This window comes from Pseudomonas sp. BNK-44-b (assembly GCF_047456245.1).
In the GTDB taxonomy this organism is placed as follows: Bacteria; Pseudomonadota; Gammaproteobacteria; order Pseudomonadales; family Pseudomonadaceae; genus Aquipseudomonas; species Aquipseudomonas machongensis.
Window position 1 is genome coordinate 3,316,137 of record NZ_CP179908.1, and the last position, 22,043, is coordinate 3,338,179.

A 22,043-nucleotide genomic window follows, 5' to 3' on the forward strand; every position below is an offset into this window, starting at 1 on the left:
CATCAATACCGGCCTCTTCGCGGGCAAGCCCGCTCCCACAGGGATTGGGCTGGTCTTTAAATTTTGAGCAAGACAGAATCTCCTACAGCAGATCGCGGTGTCTGTAGGAGCGGGCTTACCCGCGAAGAGAACGCTGCAAGTCAGCGCTGAACCTGCCCCGAATGCCGGCTCCAGTCCAGCAGCAGGCTGTATCCGACGGCAAGCAGGGTCGGCCCGATGAACAGCCCGATGAAGCCAAACGCGATCAACCCGCCAAACACGCCAAGCAGCACGATCACCAGCGGCAGGTTGCCGCCTCGGCTGATCAGATACGGCTTAAGCACGTTATCCACGCCGCTGATGATGAAGGTGCCCCATATCCCGAGGAACACCGCCATCCCGTACTCGCCCTTCCACACCAGCCAGCCGGTGGCAGGAATCCAGGCCAGTGGCGGCCCCATCGGGATCAGGCTGAGCATGAAGGTCACCAGGCCCAGCACGATTGCCCCGGGCACGCCGGCGATCATGAAGCCGATCAGCGCCAGCAGCCCTTGCGCTGCGGCGGTACCGATCACACCGTTGACCACCCGCTGTACGGTACCGGCCACCAGGTCGATGTAGTACTCGGCGCGCTCGCCCACCAGGCGCTGCAGCAAGCGTTGCACGAACGCGGCCAGGCGTGGGCCGTCGCGGTAGAAGAAGAACACGAAGACGATACTGAGCGTAAGCTCCAGCACGCCGCTGCCGATCTGGGCGCTACGCGCCAGGAACCAATTGCCGACCTGGCCGAGGTACGGTTTGGCCGAGGCAATCAGGGCCGCACCCTGCTGGTCGAGGGACTCCCACCAGTTGACCAGGCGCTCGCCGATGAAGGGAATGCCACGCACCCACTCCGGCGCATCCGGCAAACCCTCCAACTGCACGTCACGCACGAAGTTGGTGGCGTCACGCACATGGTCGGCCAGGTTGAAGCCCAGCCACACCAGCGGCAGGGCAACCACCAGGATCCACACCGTCGTGAGGATGCTGGCCGCGAGGGTTTCGCGCCCACCCAGCAGGCGCGTCAACAAGCGCATCAGCGGCCAGCTGGCAAAGGCCAGAATCGCCCCCCAGAGCAGCGCCGAGATGAACGGTGCCATGACCCACAAGGCGGCGCCCAACAGCGCCAGCAACAGAATCTGGACCAGCAGACGGTCATTGTTGGCCATGATGGCCCTCGTTCAACGAATCAGTTCCAGATGCAGGCCATCGGTAGGCGCCGTACCCACTTCGAGACGGGCACTGCGTACACCGGCCTTGACCAGTTGCTCGCGCCAGGCTTCGGCCGCCTGGCCGCTGAGGCTGGCACGCAGGGTGCTGTCCAGGTTCAGGCTGCGGGCCAGCAGCGAAACCCACGCAGGCTGTGGTGCGCTCAGGTCAGGGTAGTCGAGCTTGCCGGTATCGCGCATCTCACGCAGCACCGTGGCGGGTGTCGGCAGCACTTCGCCCAGCGGGCTGTCAGCGACGAATTCCTCGACATGCAGGTAGGCGCGGCGATTGCCGCGAGTGACGCTGTACAGGGCGACCAGCGTGTCGGCCTCTTCGGCCGAGCGGCGCAAAAGAATGAAGGCCTGCTGCTCGTCGCCACCATTGAGACGGGCGTTGTTGAACACATCGTTGGCCCAGATGCTGGCCTCGCCGCAGTCACGGCCCTGGCACCAGAACAGCGGATAGCCACCGTCGCGCTGCAGCGCCTCACGTGCGCTGGTAAAGGCCTCGCGGGCAGTGCGCTCCACCGGCAGTTCGTAGGTGACCGAGCTGACCTGGCCGCGGCTCTCGACCTTGCCCTCGACGCGCAGGCGACCGCTGATCTTGCGTACCGGGCCCATGGGATAGACCCTCTCGCCCGCCACGACCGGACGCTGGTCGACCACCTTGGCATCGGCCGGCACCGGCAGGCTCCCGGCCCACAGCAGCGGGCTGGCGAGTGTGAGGCAGGCGGCGATGGCACTGCGAACAAGGAACGGCGCGCTCATCGGCCGTCCTTGCGGCGTCGGGCGCCGTGGCGAAGATCGTGAATGTCTGGCATGTATGGTTGTCTCCCTGTTCAACCCGCCAAGCCTCGACACTTGTCCAGTGCAAGTCAAGCAAAGCCAAAGAAGCGATTGAAACAGTCTGCGACAAGGGCCGCGCCCTGCACATCGTTCAAGTGCAGATGATGACCACCGGGCAAGGCCACCTGCTCGAAGGGTAGCTGCTCCAGCAGAGTTGTGTGGCGCGCCAGCATGCCGTCCTCGGCGATCACCAGGCAGGTGGGGCAGCTCACCCGGCGCACAAAGGCCATGGCCTGCGCCTCGTTCAGGCGCACTGGCGACGGCAAGGTCAGGCGACTGTCGCTGCGCCAACTGTAACCGCCAGGCACCGGCATGAGCCCACGCTGGGCGAGCAGTTCGGCGGCTTCGCGACTGACTGCGACCATGCCCTTCATCCGCGCCTGCACGCCCTCTTCCAGGCTCGGGTACACCGACTTGCGCTTGCCATCCAGGCGCAGTTGCGCCTGCAGTGCCATACCCAGGCGCTCGGCGGCATCCTGCTCGGCGACCGTAGGCGGGATGACGCCATCGATCAACGCCAGATGGCTGATCCGTTCAGGCAGTGCGCCCGCCAGCTGCACCGAGATGATCGCCCCCAGCGAATGCCCGAGCAGGCCAAAGCGCTCCCAGCCCAGTTGCTCGGCTACCCGCAGCACGTCATGGGCATAATCGGCCAGGTTGTAGCTCGCCCCGGCCGGACGATGCTGTGAATAGCCGTGCCCGGCCAGGTCGAGCGCGACAATGCGCAGGCCTTTCAGGCGCGGGGCCAGATGGGCGAAGCTGTTGGCGTTGTCGAGCCAGCCGTGCAGAGCGATCACCGGCAGGCCGTCGGCAGGACCGAACAGGTGTGCGGCCAGTTCGATATGCCCCAGGCTCAGGCGAATCTCCTCGACCTGCGCACTCATGCCTGGCTCCAGCGATCGAACAGGCCCTTGATCAGGCTGGCAGTATCGGTGGGCCGCTCCAGTGGAAACATGTGCCCGCCCGGAACGCTGTGATACTCCCCCTGCGGCATCGCACGTACCGCCATGGCGTGGTGCTTGCGGATCACCCGACTGCGATCGCCACGCACCATGGCCAGTGGCACCTGCAGTTGACGCGCAGGGGCCGGGCTGACATGCGGAATGCTGCGGTAGATGCGCATCTCGGTGCTTGGGTCGAAGCGCAGACGCACGCCCTCCTCCACCGTTTGCAACCCGTGCTCGAGATAGGCTTCGAGGCAATCGGGATCGAACTGGCGGAACAGCGTCTTGCTGGCGAAATAACTGCGCGCGCTGTCGCGATCAGGAAACGCCTCGCGCCGTCCTTCGGTTCGCCCGGCTGGCGTGATGCGATCGATGAAACCGAAGCGCTTGGCAGTGCGGATCAGCCACTGGTCGGCGCGGGTCAGCACCGGCGAATCGAGCATCACCACACCGCGGTAGAGCTCGGGTCGGCGCAGGGCGGCGTGCAGGTGCAGCACACCACCGAGGGAATGACCGACACCCCAGACCGGTGCCGGCTGCTGCGCCAGATGATGCAGCAGCTCGTCGACCAGGTTCTGCCAGTTGTCATCCACTGGAAAGCGCGGGTCGTGGGCATGCTGCTCCAGGTGACAGACCTGGTAGTCCGGGGCCAGGGCCGCGAACAGCTTGCCGTAGGTGGCTGAAGGGAAACCGTTGGCATGGGCGAAGAAGATCTGCTGCGACATGACCGCCTGGTCCGACTGGAGAGTGATAGCCCATTGTCAGCAACCTGCCGGTTGGCGGCAACGTTCTGAAAGGCCATCGGCAAGGGCTATCAGGTCATGGAGGGCCGCCGAGGCGAAACAACGCATGCGGCCGGCGGTGCTCGGCGACGTGCGAGCAGATGCGTGCCAGGTATCAGGTCGAGGCGTGAAGCCCACGCAGCGTAAGCAAACCCGCCAGCGGCCAATCCCCTTCCAGCTCGGCCAGACTCGCCGTGCTCATCGGCGCTGGCTGCTGCAGATGCCCATGCTCCAGCATTCCCACCAACGCCCCCACCAGCGGCTGATGGCTGACCAGCAGCACATGTTCCAGCCCCAGACGCTCGATTTCGCCGATCACCTGCCGGACGTCACTCTCGGGGGTCAACCACGGCACGGTGCGCACCGGTTCGGCGAAACCAAGGGTGTCGTGCACCAGGGCAGCGGTCTGCTGGGCGCGCACATAAGGGCTGGCGACGATCGCCTGAAGTGGCTGGCCAAGCAGCCGTGCGGCGCTGTACAGCACCTGCTCACGACCATGGACGGTCAGGCGGCGTTCAGCGTCGGTGTTGGCCCGTGGCTCTGCCTCGCCATGGCGCAGGATCCACAGCTTCACAGCTTGGGCTCCTCGTCGCGCACCGGGTGCGGTGCCGGGGCAACCGCGTGCGGCGCCTCGCCTTCAGGGGCACGGGGGCCAGGCCAGTCGGCAAACGGCCAGGGTTTCTGGTCGGTGTGGAAGGTGCCGAAGCGACCGATCTGCGCCAGGTACTGGCTGAGGCTGTCGCCGAAGTTCATCAGGCTGGCACTCGGCGCGCCATACACCAGGCGGTAGATCAGTTGCACCAGCACCAGCCCGCCAAGCAGCAGCTCGGCCAGTTGCCAGACCACCAGGAACACCAGCATCCACAGCACCCGCAGGATGATCGACTCGCGCTGGGCGCGCTCGGGCGTATCGTTCATGTGTCGCTCCTTGCTCTGATTTGGAGCCGCTGACGGCTCAGTTGAAACCGCTGGTGGAAATGAAATCGACGTCGGTCTTGGGCTCGGCACGCATCAGGTGCTCGATCACCTGGGCCAGGGTTCGCCCCTCGAACAGAATCGCGTGCAGCCCGGCCACCAGCGGCATGTAGACCTGCACTTCCTGAGCCTTGGCCTTGAGCACTTTCAAGGTATTCACCCCTTCGGCCACTTCGCCCAGGCGGCTGACCGCCTCTTCCAGGCTCAACCCCTGCCCCAGGGCATGTCCGACCTGGTAATTGCGGCTCTTGGGCGAGGAGCAGGTGACGATCAGGTCACCCACCCCTGCCAGCCCCAGGAAGGTCATGGGGTTGGCGCCCTGGCTCACGGCGAAGCGGGTCATTTCGGCCAGCGCCCGGGTGATCAGCATGCTCTTGGTGTTCTCGCCCATCTCCAGCGCCACGGCCATGCCGGCGATGATCGCGTAGACGTTCTTCAGCGCGCCCCCAAGCTCCACACCGAAGCGGTCGGCGCTGGCATAGACACGGAAGGTGCGCCCGTGCAGGACATCCTGCACGCGCTGGCACAGCGCCTCGTCCTCACTGGCAACCACAGTGGCGGTCAAGGCATGCTCGGCGATCTCACGGGCCAGGTTCGGCCCGGACAGCACGCCGATACGCGCCTGGGGGGCGATCTCTTCGAGAATCTGGCTCATCAGCTTGAAGGTCTGCGCCTCGATACCCTTGGTCAGGCTGACCAGGCACTTGCCGCGCAGCAGCTCGGCATGTGGCGCGAGTACGCTGCGCAAGGCGCTCGACGGCAGCGCGACGAACACCAGGTCGCTCGATTGCAGGGTCGCCAGCAGGTCATTGACCGGCTCGACGCCGTCATGCAGGCGAATGCCTTTGAGGTAACGAGGATTCTCGCGGTTGGCGCGCATGGCCTCGGCCTGCTCCGGGTCGCGCATCCATTGACGCACCGGATTGCCGTTTTCAGCCAGCAGGTTCGCCACGGCGGTGCCGAAGCTCCCGCCTCCCAGAACTGCAACAGGTTGCTGTTCAGTCATATTCAATCCGTTAAAGCCATTAAGTTGAGTGGCGACGCGGGCATTATACGGCTCGTCTGCTACAGAACCAGTATCGGCACCGGCCTCTTCACAGGCAAAGCCGCCTGCAGGGCGCGCGTACGCATGCCCTGCCGGAGGGCATTTATCCGAAAGAGGGTGGCAAATCCAGCGCAGATCACTGGAAAAACCCCCACGGTCGGTTACCATGCCTGGTTTATCCCGCACACAAGGCCGTCACGTGTTCCCAGGCACGCCTCCTGCCCCTCGCCTGCTGTTGCTGACCGCCCTGCTCGGGGGTTCGGCCATGGCCGATGACCTGTTCATCGACAACCAGGACCTGCCGCAGGTTCTGACCGCCACACGCCTGAAACAATCCCCGGCGGCAGTGCCCGGCAGCATGACCGTGCTCGACAGCGAACTGATCCGCGCCAGCGGTGCACGAGACATCCCCGAGCTCTTGCGCCTGGTGCCCGGCATGATGATCGGCTACGGCGCCGGTAACCAGCCGACCGTCAACTACCATGGCAGTAACGTCAACGACGCCCGGCGCATGCAGGTGCTGATCGACGGACGTTCGGTGTACCGCGCAGGCCTCGCCACCGTGGACTGGAGCGATATCCCGTTGGCGATCGAGGATATCGAACGCATCGAAGTGTTCCGCGGCCCCAATACCGTCAGCTATGGTGCCAACGCGCTGATGGCCGTGGTCAACATCCTCACCCGCAGCCCCGCCGACAGCCACGGCACGCGACTGAAGATCACCCAGGGCCAGGATGGCATCAACGATTTCTATGCCAGCCAGGGCTTCGGCTGGGAAGGCGGCGATCTGCGCCTGTCGATGTCCGGCATGCAGGACGATGGCTTCGACAAGAACCAGTACGGCCAGGACTACCGCGACAGCCGCCGGCTGACCCGCTTCAACCTCAGCGCCAGCCACACCCTGGCGCCCGACCAGACCCTCGAATGGCAACTGGCGGCCAAGGAAGGCAGCAACCAACGCCCCTACACCTATACCCCGGTGTTCCCCTTCATCACCGGGCGTGGCGACAACGCCGACCTCAACGCCAAGGATTACGCAGGCTCGGTGCGCTGGAACATCGACTTCAGCCCCGAGCACAGCCTGTACGTACAGGGCTCGGCGCAGCAGTTCGACCGCCAGCAGGTATGGCGTGCCTGCGATGCGACACTGGCCTTCAGCCCCGAGTTGACCCGGCTGTGGCAACTCAATCCAGACTACGCCGAACAAGTGGCGCGCAACGCCAACAACCCGCCCAACAACAACGACCCGGTATTGCAGAGCCTGCGCAACCAGATCAAGAGCCAGTGGGACAACGGCGGTAACCGTGAAGTCTGCGGTGATGTCGACCAGAGCACCCGCGAAACCCGCTACGACCTGGAAATCCAGGATACCCTGAGCCTCACCGACACCCTGCGCCTGCTCAGCGGCTTCAACTACCGCTATGACCGTGCCGACTCGCAGACCTACTTCAATGGCAGCCTTGACGACCGCACCTGGCGCTTGTTCGGACAGCTCGAATGGCGCGCCGACGAACACTGGATTCTCCAGGGTGGGGCCATGTTCGAGGACAGCGAGTTGTCCGGCAGCTCGCTGACTCCGCGCGTCGCGGTCAACTACCTGATCACCCCGCGCCACGGCCTGCGTGCGGTGTACTCCGAGGCCGTGCGTTCGCCGGACATGTTCGAGAACAACGTCAACTGGAGCTACACGGTCAAGAACCTCACGCCCAACGCGCTGGGTTTGCAGAACGGTGAATACTTCGTCAAGACCCGTGGCCCGGGCAACCTCGACCAGGAGCGCATGCGCTCGCGCGAGCTGGGCTACAACGGCTACTTCGCGGACATCGACCTGAGCCTGGACGTCAAGCTGTTCTACGACGAAATCACCGGGATGATCAGCGAGCCACTGAAGAACAACCAGTACATCGCCAGCAATGCCAACAAGTCCCGCTTCAGCGGCACCGAGACACAACTGGACTGGCGCCTGAGCATGCGCGACCGTCTGCGCCTGACCTATGCCTACGTCGACGCCTGGGCCAGCAACCCCGACGACCGCCGCCTCAGCGCACGCAACAGCGGCTCGGCCGGCTGGATGCGCGACTGGGGCCAGGGATGGTCGAGTGCCCTCTTCTATTATGGTGACGACGCCCTCAACCAATACCGCTACGAGCGTATAGACCTGCGCGTGGCCAAGCGCCTGCGGGTGTATGGCAGCTCGCTGGAGCTCGCCGCGCTGTGGCAGCAGCGGCTGGACGACCAGCCCACCACCATCGAGCAGAACCGCTACGACAGCCGCCATCGCCTGAGTTTCAGCGCGGAGCTGGAGTTCTGATGCTGCGCTTGCTGCGCCTGTTGCTGCTATGCCTGTGGCCGATGGGCGCGCTTTCGGCCAGCGAAATCCTGCTGGTGGGCAGCGAAGACCAGCCCGGTGTGCGCAGCTTCGTCACCGCACTGGAGGCACGCCGCCCTCACGACCACGTGCGCTTCCAGACCGTGGCGCAACTGCCCCGCCCAGCGTTGCTCAAACCCGAGACCCGCTTGATCCTGCTGGACAACGCCGCACTCGACTGGCGCATGGGCGAAACCGCAGGTCCTGCGGCGCTGGCCCTGCGGGTCAGCCGCGTGCAGGCCGAACAGCGCCTGGGAAAGTCGCGGCCCTCCTACCTGAGCCTGCTGTGGAGCGACCCGCCACTGCCACGACAACTGCGCCTGACCCGCTACCTGCTACCGCAAGCGCGACGCATTGGCGTACTGTACGGCCCCGGCAGCCGCTTTCTGATCGATGAGCTGCGCCAGGCTGCGCGTGGCCTGGGTCTGGAGATCGTCGCCCAGGACTGGGCCGACCTGCGTGACAGCCGCCCGTTGCAGCACCTGCTGGGCAACAGCGACGTTCTGTTGGGAATCGACGATCCCGAGTTGTACAACTCCAAGACCGCCAAGAACGTCCTGCTCAGCAGCTATGGCCGACAGATGGCGCTGATCGGCCCCAACGCCGGCTTCGTTCGCGCTGGCGCCCTGGCGAGCACCTACAGCGACCAGGACGACTGGCTGGCGGTACTCGACGACTTGCTCGACCAGCCGCCGGCACACTGGCCCCGTAGCCTCTACCCCGAACACTACGGGGTCAGCGGCAACCAGCAGGTCGCCCGCGCCCTGGGCCTGGAACCCATCGATCCGAACGCCGCCGCCCTGGCCCTGGCCGAAGGAGAACCCACCCCATGACCAAGCGCCTGAGCTGGGACATCCACACACGCACCCAGATCATCAGCCTGGGGCCCGCGCTGCTGCTCACCCTGCTGTTGATCAGCTTCTTTACCTTCGTGCGTATCCAGGACTTGCGGCAGGAGCTCAACCACACCGGTCAACTGATCGCCAACCAACTGGCGCCAGCCTCCGAATACGGGGTGATCTCAGGCAACAACGAGGTGCTCGAAAGCTTGATGCGGGCGACCCTGAGCATCCCTCACGTGCGTTTTCTCGAGGTGCAGGACAGCCGCAACCACATCCTGGTCTACGTCGAGCAGTCGGGTGAAAGCGTCAGCCGCGCCCAGCGCGTCGAGGTGTTCCAGGCGCCCATTCGCCTGCAACAGATCCGCCTGGACAACGACTTCCTGCAGGAAGGCAAGACGCCCCCCAGCATTGGCGACGATTACCTGGGGCGAGTGATCGTCGGCATGTCCGACGACGCCTTCAGCGAACGCCAGCAGGAGATCGTGATCAAGGCCGGCATTCTCGCGCTGTTCGCCTTGCTGTTTACCTTCCTCCTCGCCCGGCGCTTGGCCAGGAGCCTGTCCAAGCCGATCAGTGACATGGGGCATGCGGTCGAGGCCATCCAGCAGGGCGAGTTCAACGCCCCGTTGCCGGTGGTCGACGATAGCGAACTGGGCCATCTGGCACGCCACATCAACAACCTTGCCAGCGCCCTGGACCAGGCCAGCCACGAGCAGAGCCAGGCCATTGCCCAGTTGACCCAGGCGCGCGAGGAGGCCGAGCAGGCCAACCGCGCCAAGTCCGACTTCCTGGCGATGATGAGCCACGAGCTGCGGACCCCGATGAACGGCGTACTCGGCATGCTGCAACTGCTGGAAACCACCCCGCTGACCGGTGAGCAAGCCGAATACACGGCCGTGGCCAGCGAGTCTACCGGCCACCTGCTCAAGGTGATCAACGACATCCTCGACTTCTCGCGCATCGAACGCACCAGCCTGGAACTGGAGCACATCGATTTCAACCTTGGCGAGCTGATTGCCAGCAGCGTGCAATCGTTCCAGCACAGCGCCCAACAGCGCAACCTGGCCCTGCGCCTGCACCTGCCGCCGGGCATGGACCGCCTGCAAGTGATCGGCGATCCGACACGCATCCGCCAGATCCTGTTGAACCTGGTCGGCAATGCGTTGAAGTTCACCGAGCGCGGCGAAGTGGAGATCGAGGCCCGCTGGCAAATGCTCGACCGTCAGTTGCTCTGGCTGACCTGCGCGGTCCGCGATACCGGCATCGGCATCGACAGCGATCGGCTGGAAACGATGTTCGTCGCCTTCCAGCAAGCCGACAGTTCTATTTCAAGGCGTTACGGCGGCACCGGCTTGGGCCTGTCCATCGCCCGTACCCTGGCCGAGCGCATGGGCGGCAAGTTGCGCGGCGAAAGCCGCGAGGGCATGGGTTCGACCTTCACCCTGGAAGTCCCTTTGGTGCTGTCGAGCAAGCCTGCAGCGCGCCTGCTCGGGCACGAGCATGACGCACTGCTGGGTGGCGACGGCCAGCGCGTCCTGCTGGTGGAAGACAATCCGGTCAACCAGAGCGTCATCGAAGCCATGCTGCGCAGCCTGGGCTTCGAGGTCAGCGTGGCACTGGACGGCGCGCAAGCGGTGGAAATGGCGGGCCAGCAAAGTTTTGCGGCGATCCTGATGGACTGTCGCCTGCCCCAGATGGACGGCTACGAAGCCACACGCCGCATCCGCCAGCACGGCGCGCAACTGCCGATCATCGCCTTGACCGCCAATGCCCTGCAGGGCGATCGTGAACGCTGCCTGGCTGCAGGAATGAACGATTACCTGAGCAAACCGTTCAAACGTACCGATCTGCAACGCATTCTGCAGCGCTGGTTGCCCGGCCGGACAGCCGCGACTGGCGATTAATGATAAAGTGCGGCAGTCTTAAAGACTGGACAGGGCCGTCGTTGGCCCTGAAAATAAAACTTTCAGTGCACACCTGTACTTCTTTTGCCAGGTGCGCTGTGACTTTCACCACAACGCAATAGTCTACCTGTAGGCTGCCGCCCGGACTCTCTAGGATTTCGGGTCGGCCGGGAAGATTCATCCCCTGCCACAGGGGGTTATTGAGGAGCTCGCATGACCAAACAACACGCCTTTACTCGGGAAGACCTGCTGCGCTGCAGTCGCGGTGAGCTGTTCGGCCCCGGTAATGCGCAACTGCCCGCCCCGAACATGCTGATGGTAGACCGCATCACCCACATCAGTGAGGAAGGCGGCAAGTTCGGCAAAGGTGAATTGGTCGCCGAGCTGGATATCACTCCAGACCTGTGGTTCTTCGCCTGCCACTTCGAAGGCGATCCGGTGATGCCGGGCTGCCTGGGCCTCGACGCCATGTGGCAGCTGGTTGGCTTTTTCCTCGGCTGGCAGGGCCTGCCGGGCCGCGGTCGCGCACTGGGTTCGGGCGAAGTGAAGTTCTTCGGCCAGGTGCTGCCTACCGCCAAGAAAGTCACCTACAACATCCATATCAAGCGCGTCCTGAAAGGTAAGCTGAACATGGCCATCGCCGATGGCTCGGTCAGCGTCGACGGTCGCGAGATCTACACCGCCGAAGGCCTGCGGGTCGGCGTGTTCACCTCCACTGACAATTTCTAAGGGTTATTCGCATGCGCCGCGTCGTTATCACTGGTCTGGGCATCGTTTCGTGCCTGGGCAATGACAAAGCTACCGTCACCGAAAACCTGCGCAACAGCCGTCCGGGTATCCGTTACAACCCGGAATACAAGGAAATGGGGCTGCGTAGCCAGGTTTCCGGCTCTATCGACCTGAACCTTGAAGAGTTGATCGACCGCAAGGTCTATCGCTTCGTCGGTCACGCCGCCGCCTACGCCTACCTGGCGATGCAGGACGCGATCAAGGACGCAGGCCTGACCGAAGAGCAGGTGTCCAGCCCACGCACCGGCCTGGTTGCAGGTTCCGGCGGCGCTTCGACCCTGAACCAGATGGAAGCACTGGACACCCTGCGCGAGAAAGGCGTCAAGCGTGTCGGCCCGTACCGTGTCACCCGTACCATGGGCAGCACCGTATCGGCGTGCCTGGCTACCCCGTTCAAGATCAAGGGCATCAACTACTCGATCTCGTCGGCCTGTGCCACCTCCGCACACTGCATCGGCACCGCGCTGGAGCAGATCCAGTGGGGCAAACAAGACATCGTCTTCGCCGGCGGCGGTGAAGAAGAGCACTGGAGCCAGTCGTTCCTGTTCGATGCCATGGGCGCCCTGTCGACCAAGCGCAACGAAACCCCTGAGCTGGCCTCGCGCGCCTACGACGCTGACCGTGATGGCTTTGTCATCGCTGGCGGTGGCGGCATGGTGGTGGTCGAGGAGCTGGAACACGCCCTGGCCCGTGGCGCCAAGATCTACGCGGAAATCGTCGGCTACGGCGCGACTTCCGATGGTTACGACATGGTCGCCCCAAGTGGCGAAGGCGCGATCCGCTGCATGCAGCAGGCGCTGTCCACCGTCGACACCCCGATCGACTACCTGAACACCCACGGCACCTCGACGCCGGTCGGCGACGTCGCTGAAATGAAAGGCGTGCGCGAAGTGTTCGGCGACAAGGCACCCAAGATCAGCTCGACCAAGAGCCTGTCCGGCCACTCGCTGGGCGCCGCTGGCGTGCACGAGGCGATCTACTGCTTGCTGATGATGGAAAACAACTTCATCGCCGGCTCCGCCAACATCGACGAACTGGACCCAGAGGTCGCCGACCTGCCGGTACTGCGTCAGACCGAAGAAAACGCCAAGATCGACACGGTCATGAGCAACAGCTTCGGCTTCGGCGGCACCAACGCCACCCTGGTACTCAAGCGCTGGACTGGCAAGTAAGACGCTGCTGCGACAACGAAAACGCCCCGACTGGTTCGGGGCGTTTTCATTTGTGTTGCCTTAGAAAGGGTCGGCAGTTCAACGCTGCCTGGGCAGCACCGCAAGGAAATTATCCCTCGCCACCTTGCGCGCCACGGCTTCAGGCAACGCATCCAGAAATGGCTCGAATCCGTGCATCTGCTCACCGACGCTGCCGAACTTGCCCACCACATCCGAACCCAGCATGAATCGATCGGGGAAACGCTCGACCAGCGCCAGCCACGCCTTGCGGGGCTTGCCCTGCTCATCCAGCAGGTAGGGCTCCAGTACACTCCACGACAGGTCGATGTACAGATTAGGATAAGCCTCGAGCATGCGCTCAAGCGTTGGCAGGATGAAGTCCATCTGCGTCTGGTGACGATGGATCTCCATGCTGGTACCGGCATGGGCCCAGATGAAACGCGTATGGGGGTGATTGCGCAGCGGCTCCTCGATCTCCGCCAGGTACAACGGGTTACGCTCACGCTTGGAGGTGATGTTCGAATGCACCAGCACCGGCAAGTCACGCTCGGCTGCCAGGTGATAGATGCGGGTCATCGCTTCGTTGTTGGCTCTCGGCGTGTCACCGCTGGTCAGTGCAGTGAGGTCATCATGCCGGGTGAACACCTCTCCGATGCCCTGCCAGAACCCCGGATACAAGTCGAGCATGCGCTCGATGTGGCTGACCGCGTTCTTGTCCACCGGGTTGAAACCCGACAGGAATGGATGAAAGCGTTTCTGCTGCTCGGCCGGCAACTTCTGCACCGCTGCCACTACATGGATATCGGTAGCGCTGAACCAGTAGGCATCAGCGTCGTCGCCCGCGTAATAGCGTGGGCGCTTGGGTTCATCCTCATGCCATTTCTTCGCCACCGGGATACCGGAAATCATGGCGTGCTCGACGCCGGCCTCGTCCATGGCTTTCAGCAGTGCAGGCATGCCTTCGGTTTCCTGGAAGAAGTCGACGTAGTGCAGATGGGCGTCACTGTAGCGATAGTCGCGCGCTTGCGCCGCCTGGCACAGGCAGCCGGATAACACGATGCAGGCCAGCACTCTGGCAATCATGGAGCAGCTTCCTTGTTCCAGTCAGGAACAGGGTAGACCCGCGCGCCTGCAAGACGGTTCAGCACGCCGCCGCGACCCGCTATGCTAGGCGCACCCCCTGCCCGTCCGGAGCCCGACCATGAGCAGCCCCCTGATCATCCGCCCACGTGCCGAATCGGTGGAGGGCCAACCGATTCTGCGTCCGCTGCCATCGGCTCAGTGCCGCAGCGTCGGCCCCTTCGTGTTCTTCGACCACATGCTGGAAACCGACTATGCACCCGGCAACGGCATGGACATCCGCCAGCACCCGCATATCGGCCTGTCGACCCTGACCTACCTGTTCGAAGGAGAGATCCTGCACAAGGACAGCCTGGGCTCGAATCAGCGCGTGCTGCCAGGTGACGTCAGCTGGATGACTGCCGGACGCGGCGTGGCCCATGTGGAACGTACGCCGGCACAAGCCTTCACTGAAGGCTCGCGGCTGCACGGACTGCAGGTGTGGCTGGCATCGCCCAAGACGCACGAACAAGGCGATCCGAACTACAGCTACCACCCCGCAAGCAGCTTGCCGGTGAGTGACAACCTGGGGGTACGCATCCGCCTGATCGCCGGTACCGGATTCTGCCTGGAGTCGCCAGTACCGGTGCTCTCTCCTACCCTCTACGCCCAGGTGCAGATGCAGGCGGCAACCTCGCTGATCGTGCCGAACGAGCACGCACAACGGGCACTGTACCTGCTCGACGGCGAGCTGGTGCTAAACGGCGACGAGGTAGAGGCGTGCAGCCTGGTGGTGCTGCCAGACGGCGAAGCAGTGGAGCTGTATGCCGAAGGCGAGTGCCAGTTGGTGCTGATAGGCGGCGCGCCGCTGGACGGACCTCGGCGGATGAACTGGAATTTCGTTGCCAGTGATCCGCAGTTGATCGAACAGGCCCGGGCACGCTGGGCGGCAGGTGACTGGCCACAGGTGCCGGGCGAGACCTCCCGGATCGAGCTACCTCGCTAGGCTGGGCCGCTTTGCGGCCGTTCGCCGACAAGGCCGCCCCCACAAGGATGGCGCAACCCTGACAAGCAGCATCTGCACCTTTGGGAGCGGGCTTGCCCGCGAAGGGCTGCATAGCAGCCCCAATACACCGTCAGTGTGAAAACACTTCTTCCAGCAGATTGTGCATCGCGCGGAAGGCCCGCTCCGAGGTGCGACGGTCGTACTGCATCTTGCCCGGCACGTTGGCATTCGGGTCGGTAAACGAATGTACTGCACCGCCATAGCTCAACAGTAGCCAATCGACCTTGGCAGCGTTCATTTCAGCCTCGAACGCCGGCAGTTGGTCCTGGGGCACCAGCGGGTCGGAAGCACCGTGGAGCACCAGCACCGAGCCCTTGATGCGCTTGGCATCTTCAGGGTTCGGCGTGTCCAGGGTGCCGTGGAACGACACCGCCGCTTTCAGATCAGCGCCGGTACGCGCCAGCTCCAGGGCGCAGCAGCCGCCGAAGCAGAAACCAAAGGTACCTACCTTGCCCGGCGCCAGCAGCGCCTTGGACTGCCCGAGCAATTGCGCCAGGGCTTCCTGCATGCGCTTGCGCAGCTCGGCGCGGTCATTCTTCAGCGGCATCATCGCCGCACCGGCCTCATCGGCGTTCGACGGACGCACGCCCTGGCCATACAGGTCGGCGATAAGCACCACATAGCCCTTCTCGGCCACTTCCTTGGCGATTCGCTCGGCACCTTCGCCGATGCCCATCCAATTCGGCGCCATCACCAGCCCTGGCCGCCCCAACGCCCCAGGCTCGTAAACCAGACGGCTTTCATAGCCTCTGCCGGAAACGTGATAGACCAGCGACTCGACGATTACCTTGCTCATCAAACTCCTCCTGAACCTGGAACTGTTCCGTATCACGACTCTAGTGTGTACGGACCCCGGTGCAAAAGGCTAGCCGATGCTGACGATCTTCATGATTACCAGAAAGGTCACATTAGAAAAAAGCGAGCCTGTAATTGATAAGTGTGAACGGGCACAAAAAAACCCGCCGAAGCGGGTTTTTTCATTAAGCTCGAACTCAGGCCGACAGCTCGACCAGCAGCTTGTTCAAGCGACGTACATAGGCCGCCGGATCCTTGAGGCTGTCACCGGCAGCCAGGGCCGCCTGGTCGAACAGAATGTGCGACAGCTCCGAGAAGCGGTCCTCGCTCTGCTCGTTGTCGAGCTTCTCGATCAGCGGGTGAGTCGGGTTGAACTCGAAGATCGGCTTGGAATCCGGCACTTTCTGCCCACTGGCCTCGAGGATCTGGCGCATCTGCAAGCCCAGGTCCTGCTCGCCAATGGCCAGGATCGCCGGGGAGTCGGTCAGGCGGTGGGAAACGCGGACTTCAGCCACGCTGTCACCCAGCGCACTCTTCAGACGCTCGACCAGCCCTTCCTTGTCCTTGGCGACTTCTTCCTGGGCCTTCTTGTCCTCTTCGGAATCCAGCTTGCCCAGGTCCAGGTCGCCACGCGCGACGTCAACAAAGCCCTTGCCTTCGAATTCGCTCAAGTAGCTCATCAGCCACTCGTCGATGCGATCGGTCAGCAGCAGCACTTCGATGCCTTTCTTGCGGAAGACTTCCAGGTGCGGACTGTTCTTCACCTGCGCATACGACTCACCGGTGAGGTAGTAGATCTTGTCCTGGCCTTCCTTGGCGCGGGCCAGGTAGTCCGCCAGGCTGACGCTCTGTTCGCCGCTGTCGTCGTGGGTGGAGGCAAAGCGCAGCAGGCCTGCGATCTTCTCCTTGTTGGCGAAGTCTTCCGCCGGGCCTTCCTTCAGCACCTGGCCGAAGTTCTTCCAGAAGCCTTTGTACTGCTCAGGTTCGTTCTTGGCCAGCTTCTCCAGCATGTCCAATACGCGCTTGGTCAGGGCCGACTTCATCGAGTCGATGATCGGGTCTTTCTGCAGGATTTCACGCGACACGTTCAGCGACAGGTCGTTGGAGTCGACCACACCCTTGATGAAGCGCAGGTACAGCGGCAGGAACGACTCGGCCTGGTCCATGATGAACACGCGCTGCACATACAGCTTCAGGCCGCGCGGGGCCTCGCGCTGGTACAGGTCGAAGGGGGCGCGGGCCGGTACGTACAGCAGCGAGTTGTACTCGAGCTTGCCTTCGACCTTGTTGTGGCTCCACGCCAGCGGGTTCTCGAAGTCATGGCCGATGTGCTTGTAGAACTCCTGGTATTCCTCGTCCTTGATCTCGGTACGCGAACGGGTCCACAGGGCGCTGGCGCGGTTGACGGTTTCCCATTCCTCGGCCGGCTGTTCTTCGCCTTCGGCGGCAGCAGCCTGCTCCTTGGGCAGCTGGATCGGCAGGGCAATGTGGTCGGAGTACTTCTTGACCACGTTGCGCAGACGCCAGCCGTCGGCGAACTCCTGCTCGTCCTTCTTCAAGTGCAGGACGATGCGGGTGCCGCGCTGCGGCTTGTCGATGGTGGCGACTTCGAAGTCGCCCTCGCCTTTGGATGACCAATGCACGCCTTCGGCTGCAGGTGCGCCGGCACGACGGCTGAAGACATCGACCTTGTCGGCGACGATGAAGGCAGAGTAGAAGCCCACACCGAACTGACCGATCAGGTGCGAGTCCTTCTTCTGGTCGCCGGTGAGGTTCTTCATGAAGTCGGCGGTGCCGGACTTGGCGATGGTACCCAGGTGCGCGATGACATCGGCGCGGCTCATGCCGATACCGTTGTCTTCCAGCGTCACGGTGCCAGCGTCCTTGTCGAAGCTGACGCGAATCTTCAGATCGGCATCGCCCTCGAGCAGCTCAGGCTTGGCCAAGGCTTCGAAACGCAGCTTGTCGGCAGCGTCAGAGGCGTTGGAGATCAGCTCGCGAAGGAAGATCTCCTTGTTCGAGTACAGCGAATGGATCATGAGGTGCAGCAGTTGCTTGACCTCGGTCTGGAAGCCCAGGGTTTCTTTTTGAGTCTCCACACTCATCGTCTTCAAACTCCGATCTGTTGGTCAATGCACCCGACGGCAATTGCGCATGGCCGGGCAGATGTTCAGCAGATGGGGGCATGTCCGACTATTTCAAGGGCTTATGCGGTTCGATCTTGAAATGCGCCCGGGCAGTGGCGATAGGCGAGTCGCGATCGCCTTGCCAGGCGGTGATCGCCACGTTGGTCACTCGACGGCCCTGGCGCCAGAGCTGGCACTGGGCATAAGTGTCGCGGTAGTGCCCGGCGCGCAGGTAGTCGATGGAGAAGTCGATGATCTTGGGAATGCTCAGGCTCTCGCTGAAAATCAGCAGATAGAGCGCTGCCGAAAGCTCCATGAAACCCGCAATGACACCCCCATGGATGGCCGGCAGCAAAGGGTTGCCGATGTTGTCCTGATTGGCCGGCAGGCGGAACAGCAGATCATCGCCCTGGCGCGCGCATTCGATGCCGATCAGCCCGGCATAGGGAATCAGCGCCAGCAACGGCGCATAGTCGCCGCGGGCGTGGGCCTGAGTCAGCTGCTTGCGAACTTCCTCGGGAATCATGCCCTGCCCTCCTTGAGGCCGCTGCCGAAACGGATACCACCACGGGCCTCCTGCCCAAGACGCATGAAGGTGCCGACCACCTGACAGATCGGCTGAGCAGGGTCGTCCTGATAGGCCGTGCCGCGGGTGAAGATCACATCACGGGTGACGCGATAACATTGGGCATGGCCATGGATGTCCTTGCCAGGCTGCGCAGGATGCATGTAGTCGATACGCAGGTCCAGGGTCGGGCAGACTTCGAACTGCGGCAGTACTCAAAGGGTGGCCATGCCGCAGGTGGTGTCCACCAGCGTGGTCAGCACGCCGCCATGGACGGCGCCAGTCTGTGGATTGCCAACGATCGCTGCCGACCAAGGCAGTATCAGGGTCATGCCCTCGGCATCAGCGTGATGGACACGCATCTGCAACACCTGGCAATGCCTGAGCGCTGAAAGAAAACGTCCAGCCATCGCCATCAAGGCCGTCTCACTCATGGTCCGCATACTCCTTGCCGACTCGACATTTCACAAATCAACGGAAAAGTCGATATAGAACGGGGTGTTATATATCTGCAACCTGCGTTGAACTTATGGCTGGCGGATGGACTCGAAGGTTTCAAGTAAGTTATTCCACCAAGGAGAAACACCCCATGCGTAAACCTTTTGCTTTTGCTCTGATGCTGGCCGCTGCCATGGGCCTGGCTGCTTGCGACAAGGCGAGCGAAGACAAAGCCCAGGACGCACAGCAACATGCCGAGCAAGCCCAGGAGAAGATGGGCGAGGCTCAGGATAAAGTGAACGAGGCCGCCAAGGAAAACGCCGAAGCCGCCAAAGATCAGGCCGAAGCGCAGCAGAAAGCCGCCGAGGAAGCCCAGCCTTCCACTCCGGCACCTTCCACTGCTCCGGCCGAACCTGCCAAACAGTAATTATGCTGAACGGAAAAACCCGACTTGCGTCGGGTTTTTTTGTGCCTGCAACTAACTGATGAAACGCTTCAGTCAGCGTCTATCAATTCATATGTACCGAAGTGTCCTTGCCCGCTTCGCTGTGCACACTTTCAGTGGGTGTGAAGACCATCACTTCCAGTACATGGGAGTGGAACTCCCGTCGGTACAGAATGAATACGACTCCGATACTCAACACCATGAACATCCAGGGACTGACGAACCAACTGAGCATGGCCATGCCGAAGTAATACGAGCGCAGCCCCAGGTTGAACTGGTTGGCCGCCAGCGAAAGCACCCTCGCCGCGCGTGAAGCGAAGGCTTTACGCTCCAGCTCGCTGACCTGCCGCTCACCGATCATCGGCGCCGAACCCACCAACACCGCAGCGAAATTGTATTGGCGCATGCACCAGCTGAAGGTGAAGAAGGCATAGACGAACACCATCGCCAGGCACAGCAGCTTGATCTCCGACATCCCCTGCGAGGCCTGCTGCACCAGCGGCAGGTCGGCCAGCAGCGACAGCGCGCGATCGGAGGCGCCGAGCACGGTGAGGATACCTGCCAGGATGATCAGGGTGCTCGAGGCAAAAAACGAGGCATTGCGCTCCAGGTTGCCGATCACGCTGGCGTCGGCGATGCGGTTGTCGCGCAGCAGCATACGGCGCATCCAGTCTTCCCGGTAGAGATGCAGGACGCTGGCCAGGCACGCTGTGTCGCGCCCCTTCCATGTGGCGTAGCGGGTGTAGCCGCCCCAGCACAGCGCAAACCAGGCGATGGCCAGCAGGTTGTGGAGATTGCTTTGGATGAAGGTCATGCCGGGTTCCAGAGGCCAGGTGCATAGAAAGGTTAGAATCCGAATTCGACGTTGGCTATCGGCGAAAGACACATGCGGGCTCTGAAAACCTCGTTGCCAACAAAAAGCCCCGCATCCTTTCGGATACGGGGCTTCGGGTTCAAACACCCAGCAAGTGCCAATGGGCTTGTGGCCAGCATTGCTGCAGGCTTCAACCCATCAGGCCAGCGCCTCGCGTGGCTTGCCGAGCAGACGATCACAGACCACCGCGGCGGCCAGGGCGATCACCGAAGGCACCAGCCAGGCCAAGCCCTGCTCGCTCAGCGGCAAGTGCGCCACCGCGTCCGGCAGGATGTGCGCCAGGCTGCTGCCCTTGATCGCATCGACCATGCCGAACAGCAGCGAAACGAGCATGACCGGCGCGAGAATGCGTACCGGCGAGTTCCACAGGTCCTTCACGAAGCTCAGGCCCACGACCACGATGCATGGCGGGTAGATGGCGGTCAGCACCGGGATCGAGAACATGATCAGCTTGGTCAGGCCCAGGTTCGAGATCAGCAGCGAGAAGCCCGCCAGGATCACCACCAGGGCACGGTACGACAGCGGCAGGATCTGGCTGAAGTACTCGGCACAGGCGCAGGTCAGGCCCACGGCAGTGACCAGGCAGGCCAGCGCGATCAGCACGGCCAGGAAACCACTGCCCAGCGAGCCGAAGGTGTGCTGCACGTAGGCATGCAGAACCGCAGCACCGTTGCTCGCGTTCGCAGCGATCTCATGGCTGCCGGCGCCGAGGCGGAACAGGCTGATGTAGACCAGGGCCAGGCCGACACCGGCGATCAGGCCGGCGATGATGGCGTAGCGAGTGATCAGCTTGGGCGACTCCACACCGCGCGAGCGAATGGCGTTGACGATGACGATGCCGAACACCAGGGCACCGAGGGTATCCATGGTCAGGTAGCCATTGATGAAGCCTTGGGAGAACGGAGCTGCGACGTAAGCTGGCTGCGCGTCACCAATCGAGCCCGCTGGCAGCGCGAAGGCAGCAATGCCGAGCACCGCCAGGGCGATGATCTTCAACGGTGCCAGGAAGCGACCGACGGTATCGAGCAGCTTGCCCGGATACATCGACACGGCCAGCACCACAGCGAAGTACACCAGGCTGTAGATGAACAGCGCCAGCGGGCTTTCACCGGTCAGTGGCGCCACACCCACCTCGAACGAAACGGTCGCGGTGCGCGGGGTAGCGAACAGCGGGCCGACCGAGAGGTAGCAGACTGCCGCCAACAGGCCGCCGAAGAACTTGCCGATCGGGCTGCTCAGGGCATCCATCCCGCCACCGACCTTCGCCAGGGCAACCACGGTAATGACTGGCAGACCCACGGCGGTGACCAGGAAGCCCAGCGCCGCCATCCACACGTGCGGACCGGACTGCAGACCAACGATAGGCGGGAAGATGATATTGCCCGCACCGACGAAAAGCGCGAACGTCATAAAGCCAAGCGCCAGGATGTCCTGGCCTTTTAACACTTTCATTTAAGGAAGTACCACACTGCTGAAATCGGGATTCGAGAAGGGATTTCCACATGGATGAGGGAAATGCTGCCCGGCTTGATGAGCCAGACCCGTTTAGCGTGTCGTTCCCTTTTGGGGTACGGGCACAGAGTGAACGCGTAGGTTACAGAATTTGCCGGGCAAACGCACTGCAATGGTGCTGGTTGTCCGATGTGCGTATGTGTTTGTCGTCTGCGTGACCGAGGATGGCTGGATTATCCTCGGATTGAAACCATCGTCTGCTGGAAAAATCCTATGGGCCCGATCGAATAATCTGAGTTGTCATTTCCGGGCCCATCGCGGGACGACCCA

Annotated in this window: 20 protein-coding genes and 1 pseudogene; 7 read left to right on the top strand and 14 right to left on the bottom strand. The window is 62.9% G+C overall.

Features of this window, described 5'->3' with window-relative positions; all coding sequences use genetic code 11:
* Window positions 1–140: 140 nt before the first annotated feature.
* The 7 genes from ACMGGG_RS15220 to ACMGGG_RS15250 all read right to left on the bottom strand — a co-directional run bounded on the left by ACMGGG_RS15220 (window position 141) and on the right by ACMGGG_RS15250 (window position 5,779).
* Window positions 141–1,187, bottom strand: a complete 1,047-nt coding sequence (locus tag ACMGGG_RS15220) for an AI-2E family transporter (protein ID WP_200602834.1) — start codon at window positions 1,185–1,187, stop codon at window positions 141–143.
* Between the two features lie 12 nt (window positions 1,188–1,199).
* Window positions 1,200–1,994 carry a DUF4892 domain-containing protein gene (locus tag ACMGGG_RS15225; RefSeq protein ID WP_414153997.1) on the bottom strand — a complete coding sequence of 265 codons (795 nt, stop codon included), beginning with the start codon at window positions 1,992–1,994 and terminating at the stop codon, window positions 1,200–1,202.
* A 107-nt stretch (window positions 1,995–2,101) separates the two neighbouring features.
* A complete protein-coding gene (locus tag ACMGGG_RS15230) occupies window positions 2,102–2,956 on the bottom strand; it encodes an alpha/beta fold hydrolase (RefSeq protein ID WP_414153998.1) in 855 nt (284 codons plus the stop codon).
* The gene (locus ACMGGG_RS15235; protein ID WP_414153999.1) at window positions 2,953–3,741 is read right to left on the bottom strand and encodes an alpha/beta fold hydrolase; all 789 of its coding nucleotides are present in this window, start codon (window positions 3,739–3,741) and stop codon (window positions 2,953–2,955) included. The genes ACMGGG_RS15230 and ACMGGG_RS15235 overlap by 4 nt, the downstream gene beginning before the upstream one ends.
* Before the next feature lie 172 nt (window positions 3,742–3,913).
* Window positions 3,914–4,372, bottom strand: coding sequence for a phosphohistidine phosphatase SixA (sixA, locus tag ACMGGG_RS15240; RefSeq protein WP_414154000.1), 459 nt, complete (start codon window positions 4,370–4,372; stop codon window positions 3,914–3,916).
* Window positions 4,369–4,716 carry a DUF4389 domain-containing protein gene (locus tag ACMGGG_RS15245; protein WP_054894233.1) on the bottom strand — a complete coding sequence of 116 codons (348 nt, stop codon included), beginning with the start codon at window positions 4,714–4,716 and terminating at the stop codon, window positions 4,369–4,371. Before ACMGGG_RS15245 ends, sixA begins: the two co-directional genes overlap by 4 nt.
* Window positions 4,717–4,753: 37 nt before the next feature.
* Window positions 4,754–5,779 carry an NAD(P)H-dependent glycerol-3-phosphate dehydrogenase gene (locus tag ACMGGG_RS15250; protein ID WP_112898747.1) on the bottom strand — a complete coding sequence of 342 codons (1,026 nt, stop codon included), beginning with the start codon at window positions 5,777–5,779 and terminating at the stop codon, window positions 4,754–4,756.
* Between the two features lie 238 nt (window positions 5,780–6,017).
* Here ACMGGG_RS15250 and ACMGGG_RS15255 point away from each other — a divergent pair, with 238 nt between their 5' ends.
* From ACMGGG_RS15255 to fabB, 5 genes are all read left to right on the top strand, one after another.
* Window positions 6,018–8,129, top strand: a complete 2,112-nt coding sequence (locus ACMGGG_RS15255) for a TonB-dependent receptor plug domain-containing protein (protein ID WP_153774979.1) — start codon at window positions 6,018–6,020, stop codon at window positions 8,127–8,129.
* Window positions 8,129–9,019, top strand: coding sequence for an ABC transporter substrate-binding protein (locus tag ACMGGG_RS15260; RefSeq protein ID WP_414154001.1), 891 nt, complete (start codon window positions 8,129–8,131; stop codon window positions 9,017–9,019). The genes ACMGGG_RS15255 and ACMGGG_RS15260 overlap by 1 nt, the downstream gene beginning before the upstream one ends.
* Window positions 9,016–10,932 (top strand): response regulator, encoded by a 1,917-nt coding sequence (locus ACMGGG_RS15265; RefSeq protein ID WP_414154002.1) that lies wholly within the window; start codon window positions 9,016–9,018, stop codon window positions 10,930–10,932. The genes ACMGGG_RS15260 and ACMGGG_RS15265 overlap by 4 nt, the downstream gene beginning before the upstream one ends.
* Before the next feature lie 213 nt (window positions 10,933–11,145).
* Window positions 11,146–11,661, top strand: coding sequence for a 3-hydroxyacyl-[acyl-carrier-protein] dehydratase FabA (gene fabA / locus ACMGGG_RS15270; protein WP_054894238.1), 516 nt, complete (start codon window positions 11,146–11,148; stop codon window positions 11,659–11,661).
* Window positions 11,662–11,672: 11 nt separating this feature from the next.
* Complete coding sequence (fabB, locus tag ACMGGG_RS15275; RefSeq protein ID WP_054894239.1) at window positions 11,673–12,893, top strand: beta-ketoacyl-ACP synthase I; 1,221 nt, start codon at window positions 11,673–11,675, stop codon at window positions 12,891–12,893.
* Window positions 12,894–12,971: 78 nt separating this feature from the next.
* Here the strand turns inward: fabB and ACMGGG_RS15280 are convergent, their stop codons facing one another.
* The gene (locus tag ACMGGG_RS15280; protein ID WP_063545580.1) at window positions 12,972–13,976 is read right to left on the bottom strand and encodes an amidohydrolase family protein; all 1,005 of its coding nucleotides are present in this window, start codon (window positions 13,974–13,976) and stop codon (window positions 12,972–12,974) included.
* A gap of 118 nt (window positions 13,977–14,094) precedes the next feature.
* Between ACMGGG_RS15280 and ACMGGG_RS15285 the strand changes: the two genes are divergently transcribed.
* Window positions 14,095–14,958, top strand: a complete 864-nt coding sequence (locus ACMGGG_RS15285) for a pirin family protein (RefSeq protein WP_063545581.1) — start codon at window positions 14,095–14,097, stop codon at window positions 14,956–14,958.
* Window positions 14,959–15,088: 130 nt separating this feature from the next.
* Here ACMGGG_RS15285 and ACMGGG_RS15290 read toward each other — a convergent pair whose 3' ends face one another.
* The 4 genes and pseudogenes from ACMGGG_RS15290 to ACMGGG_RS15305 form a co-directional block, all read right to left on the bottom strand.
* Window positions 15,089–15,814, bottom strand: coding sequence for a dienelactone hydrolase family protein (locus ACMGGG_RS15290; RefSeq protein WP_414154003.1), 726 nt, complete (start codon window positions 15,812–15,814; stop codon window positions 15,089–15,091).
* Window positions 15,815–16,010: 196 nt separating this feature from the next.
* Window positions 16,011–17,918: a molecular chaperone HtpG gene (gene htpG, locus ACMGGG_RS15295; RefSeq protein ID WP_054894245.1), complete on the bottom strand. Its 1,908-nt coding sequence runs from the start codon at window positions 17,916–17,918 to the stop codon at window positions 16,011–16,013.
* 88 nt (window positions 17,919–18,006) lie between these two features.
* Window positions 18,007–18,465 carry a PaaI family thioesterase gene (locus tag ACMGGG_RS15300; RefSeq protein ID WP_063545583.1) on the bottom strand — a complete coding sequence of 153 codons (459 nt, stop codon included), beginning with the start codon at window positions 18,463–18,465 and terminating at the stop codon, window positions 18,007–18,009.
* A pseudogene (locus tag ACMGGG_RS15305) lies at window positions 18,462–18,938 on the bottom strand (PaaI family thioesterase). Before ACMGGG_RS15305 ends, ACMGGG_RS15300 begins: the two are co-directional and overlap by 4 nt.
* Before the next feature lie 155 nt (window positions 18,939–19,093).
* Here ACMGGG_RS15305 and ACMGGG_RS15310 point away from each other — a divergent pair.
* The gene (locus ACMGGG_RS15310) at window positions 19,094–19,369 is read left to right on the top strand and encodes a hypothetical protein (RefSeq protein WP_054894248.1); all 276 of its coding nucleotides are present in this window, start codon (window positions 19,094–19,096) and stop codon (window positions 19,367–19,369) included.
* 82 nt (window positions 19,370–19,451) lie between these two features.
* Here the strand turns inward: ACMGGG_RS15310 and ACMGGG_RS15315 are convergent, their stop codons facing one another.
* Complete coding sequence (locus ACMGGG_RS15315) at window positions 19,452–20,201, bottom strand: DUF599 domain-containing protein (protein ID WP_063545584.1); 750 nt, start codon at window positions 20,199–20,201, stop codon at window positions 19,452–19,454.
* 198 nt (window positions 20,202–20,399) lie between these two features.
* A complete protein-coding gene (brnQ, locus tag ACMGGG_RS15320) occupies window positions 20,400–21,713 on the bottom strand; it encodes a branched-chain amino acid transport system II carrier protein (protein ID WP_054894250.1) in 1,314 nt (437 codons plus the stop codon).
* Window positions 21,714–22,043 lie beyond the last annotated feature (330 nt).

Coding starts and splice junctions, on each gene's coding strand:
- ACMGGG_RS15290 (WP_414154003.1), bottom strand. CDS start 15,814: ATGAGCAAGGTAATCGTCGAGTCGCTGGTCTATCACGTTTCCGGCAGA.
- ACMGGG_RS15230 (WP_414153998.1), bottom strand. CDS start 2,956: ATGAGTGCGCAGGTCGAGGAGATTCGCCTGAGCCTGGGGCATATCGAA.
- ACMGGG_RS15265 (WP_414154002.1), top strand. CDS start 9,016: ATGACCAAGCGCCTGAGCTGGGACATCCACACACGCACCCAGATCATC.
- ACMGGG_RS15315 (WP_063545584.1), bottom strand. CDS start 20,201: ATGACCTTCATCCAAAGCAATCTCCACAACCTGCTGGCCATCGCCTGG.
- ACMGGG_RS15285 (WP_063545581.1), top strand. CDS start 14,095: ATGAGCAGCCCCCTGATCATCCGCCCACGTGCCGAATCGGTGGAGGGC.
- htpG (WP_054894245.1), bottom strand. CDS start 17,918: ATGAGTGTGGAGACTCAAAAAGAAACCCTGGGCTTCCAGACCGAGGTC.
- ACMGGG_RS15245 (WP_054894233.1), bottom strand. CDS start 4,716: ATGAACGATACGCCCGAGCGCGCCCAGCGCGAGTCGATCATCCTGCGG.
- ACMGGG_RS15250 (WP_112898747.1), bottom strand. CDS start 5,779: ATGACTGAACAGCAACCTGTTGCAGTTCTGGGAGGCGGGAGCTTCGGC.
- fabB (WP_054894239.1), top strand. CDS start 11,673: ATGCGCCGCGTCGTTATCACTGGTCTGGGCATCGTTTCGTGCCTGGGC.
- ACMGGG_RS15260 (WP_414154001.1), top strand. CDS start 8,129: ATGCTGCGCTTGCTGCGCCTGTTGCTGCTATGCCTGTGGCCGATGGGC.
- ACMGGG_RS15225 (WP_414153997.1), bottom strand. CDS start 1,994: ATGAGCGCGCCGTTCCTTGTTCGCAGTGCCATCGCCGCCTGCCTCACA.
- ACMGGG_RS15235 (WP_414153999.1), bottom strand. CDS start 3,741: ATGTCGCAGCAGATCTTCTTCGCCCATGCCAACGGTTTCCCTTCAGCC.
- ACMGGG_RS15220 (WP_200602834.1), bottom strand. CDS start 1,187: ATGGCCAACAATGACCGTCTGCTGGTCCAGATTCTGTTGCTGGCGCTG.
- ACMGGG_RS15300 (WP_063545583.1), bottom strand. CDS start 18,465: ATGATTCCCGAGGAAGTTCGCAAGCAGCTGACTCAGGCCCACGCCCGC.
- ACMGGG_RS15310 (WP_054894248.1), top strand. CDS start 19,094: ATGCGTAAACCTTTTGCTTTTGCTCTGATGCTGGCCGCTGCCATGGGC.
- ACMGGG_RS15280 (WP_063545580.1), bottom strand. CDS start 13,976: ATGATTGCCAGAGTGCTGGCCTGCATCGTGTTATCCGGCTGCCTGTGC.
- brnQ (WP_054894250.1), bottom strand. CDS start 21,713: ATGAAAGTGTTAAAAGGCCAGGACATCCTGGCGCTTGGCTTTATGACG.
- fabA (WP_054894238.1), top strand. CDS start 11,146: ATGACCAAACAACACGCCTTTACTCGGGAAGACCTGCTGCGCTGCAGT.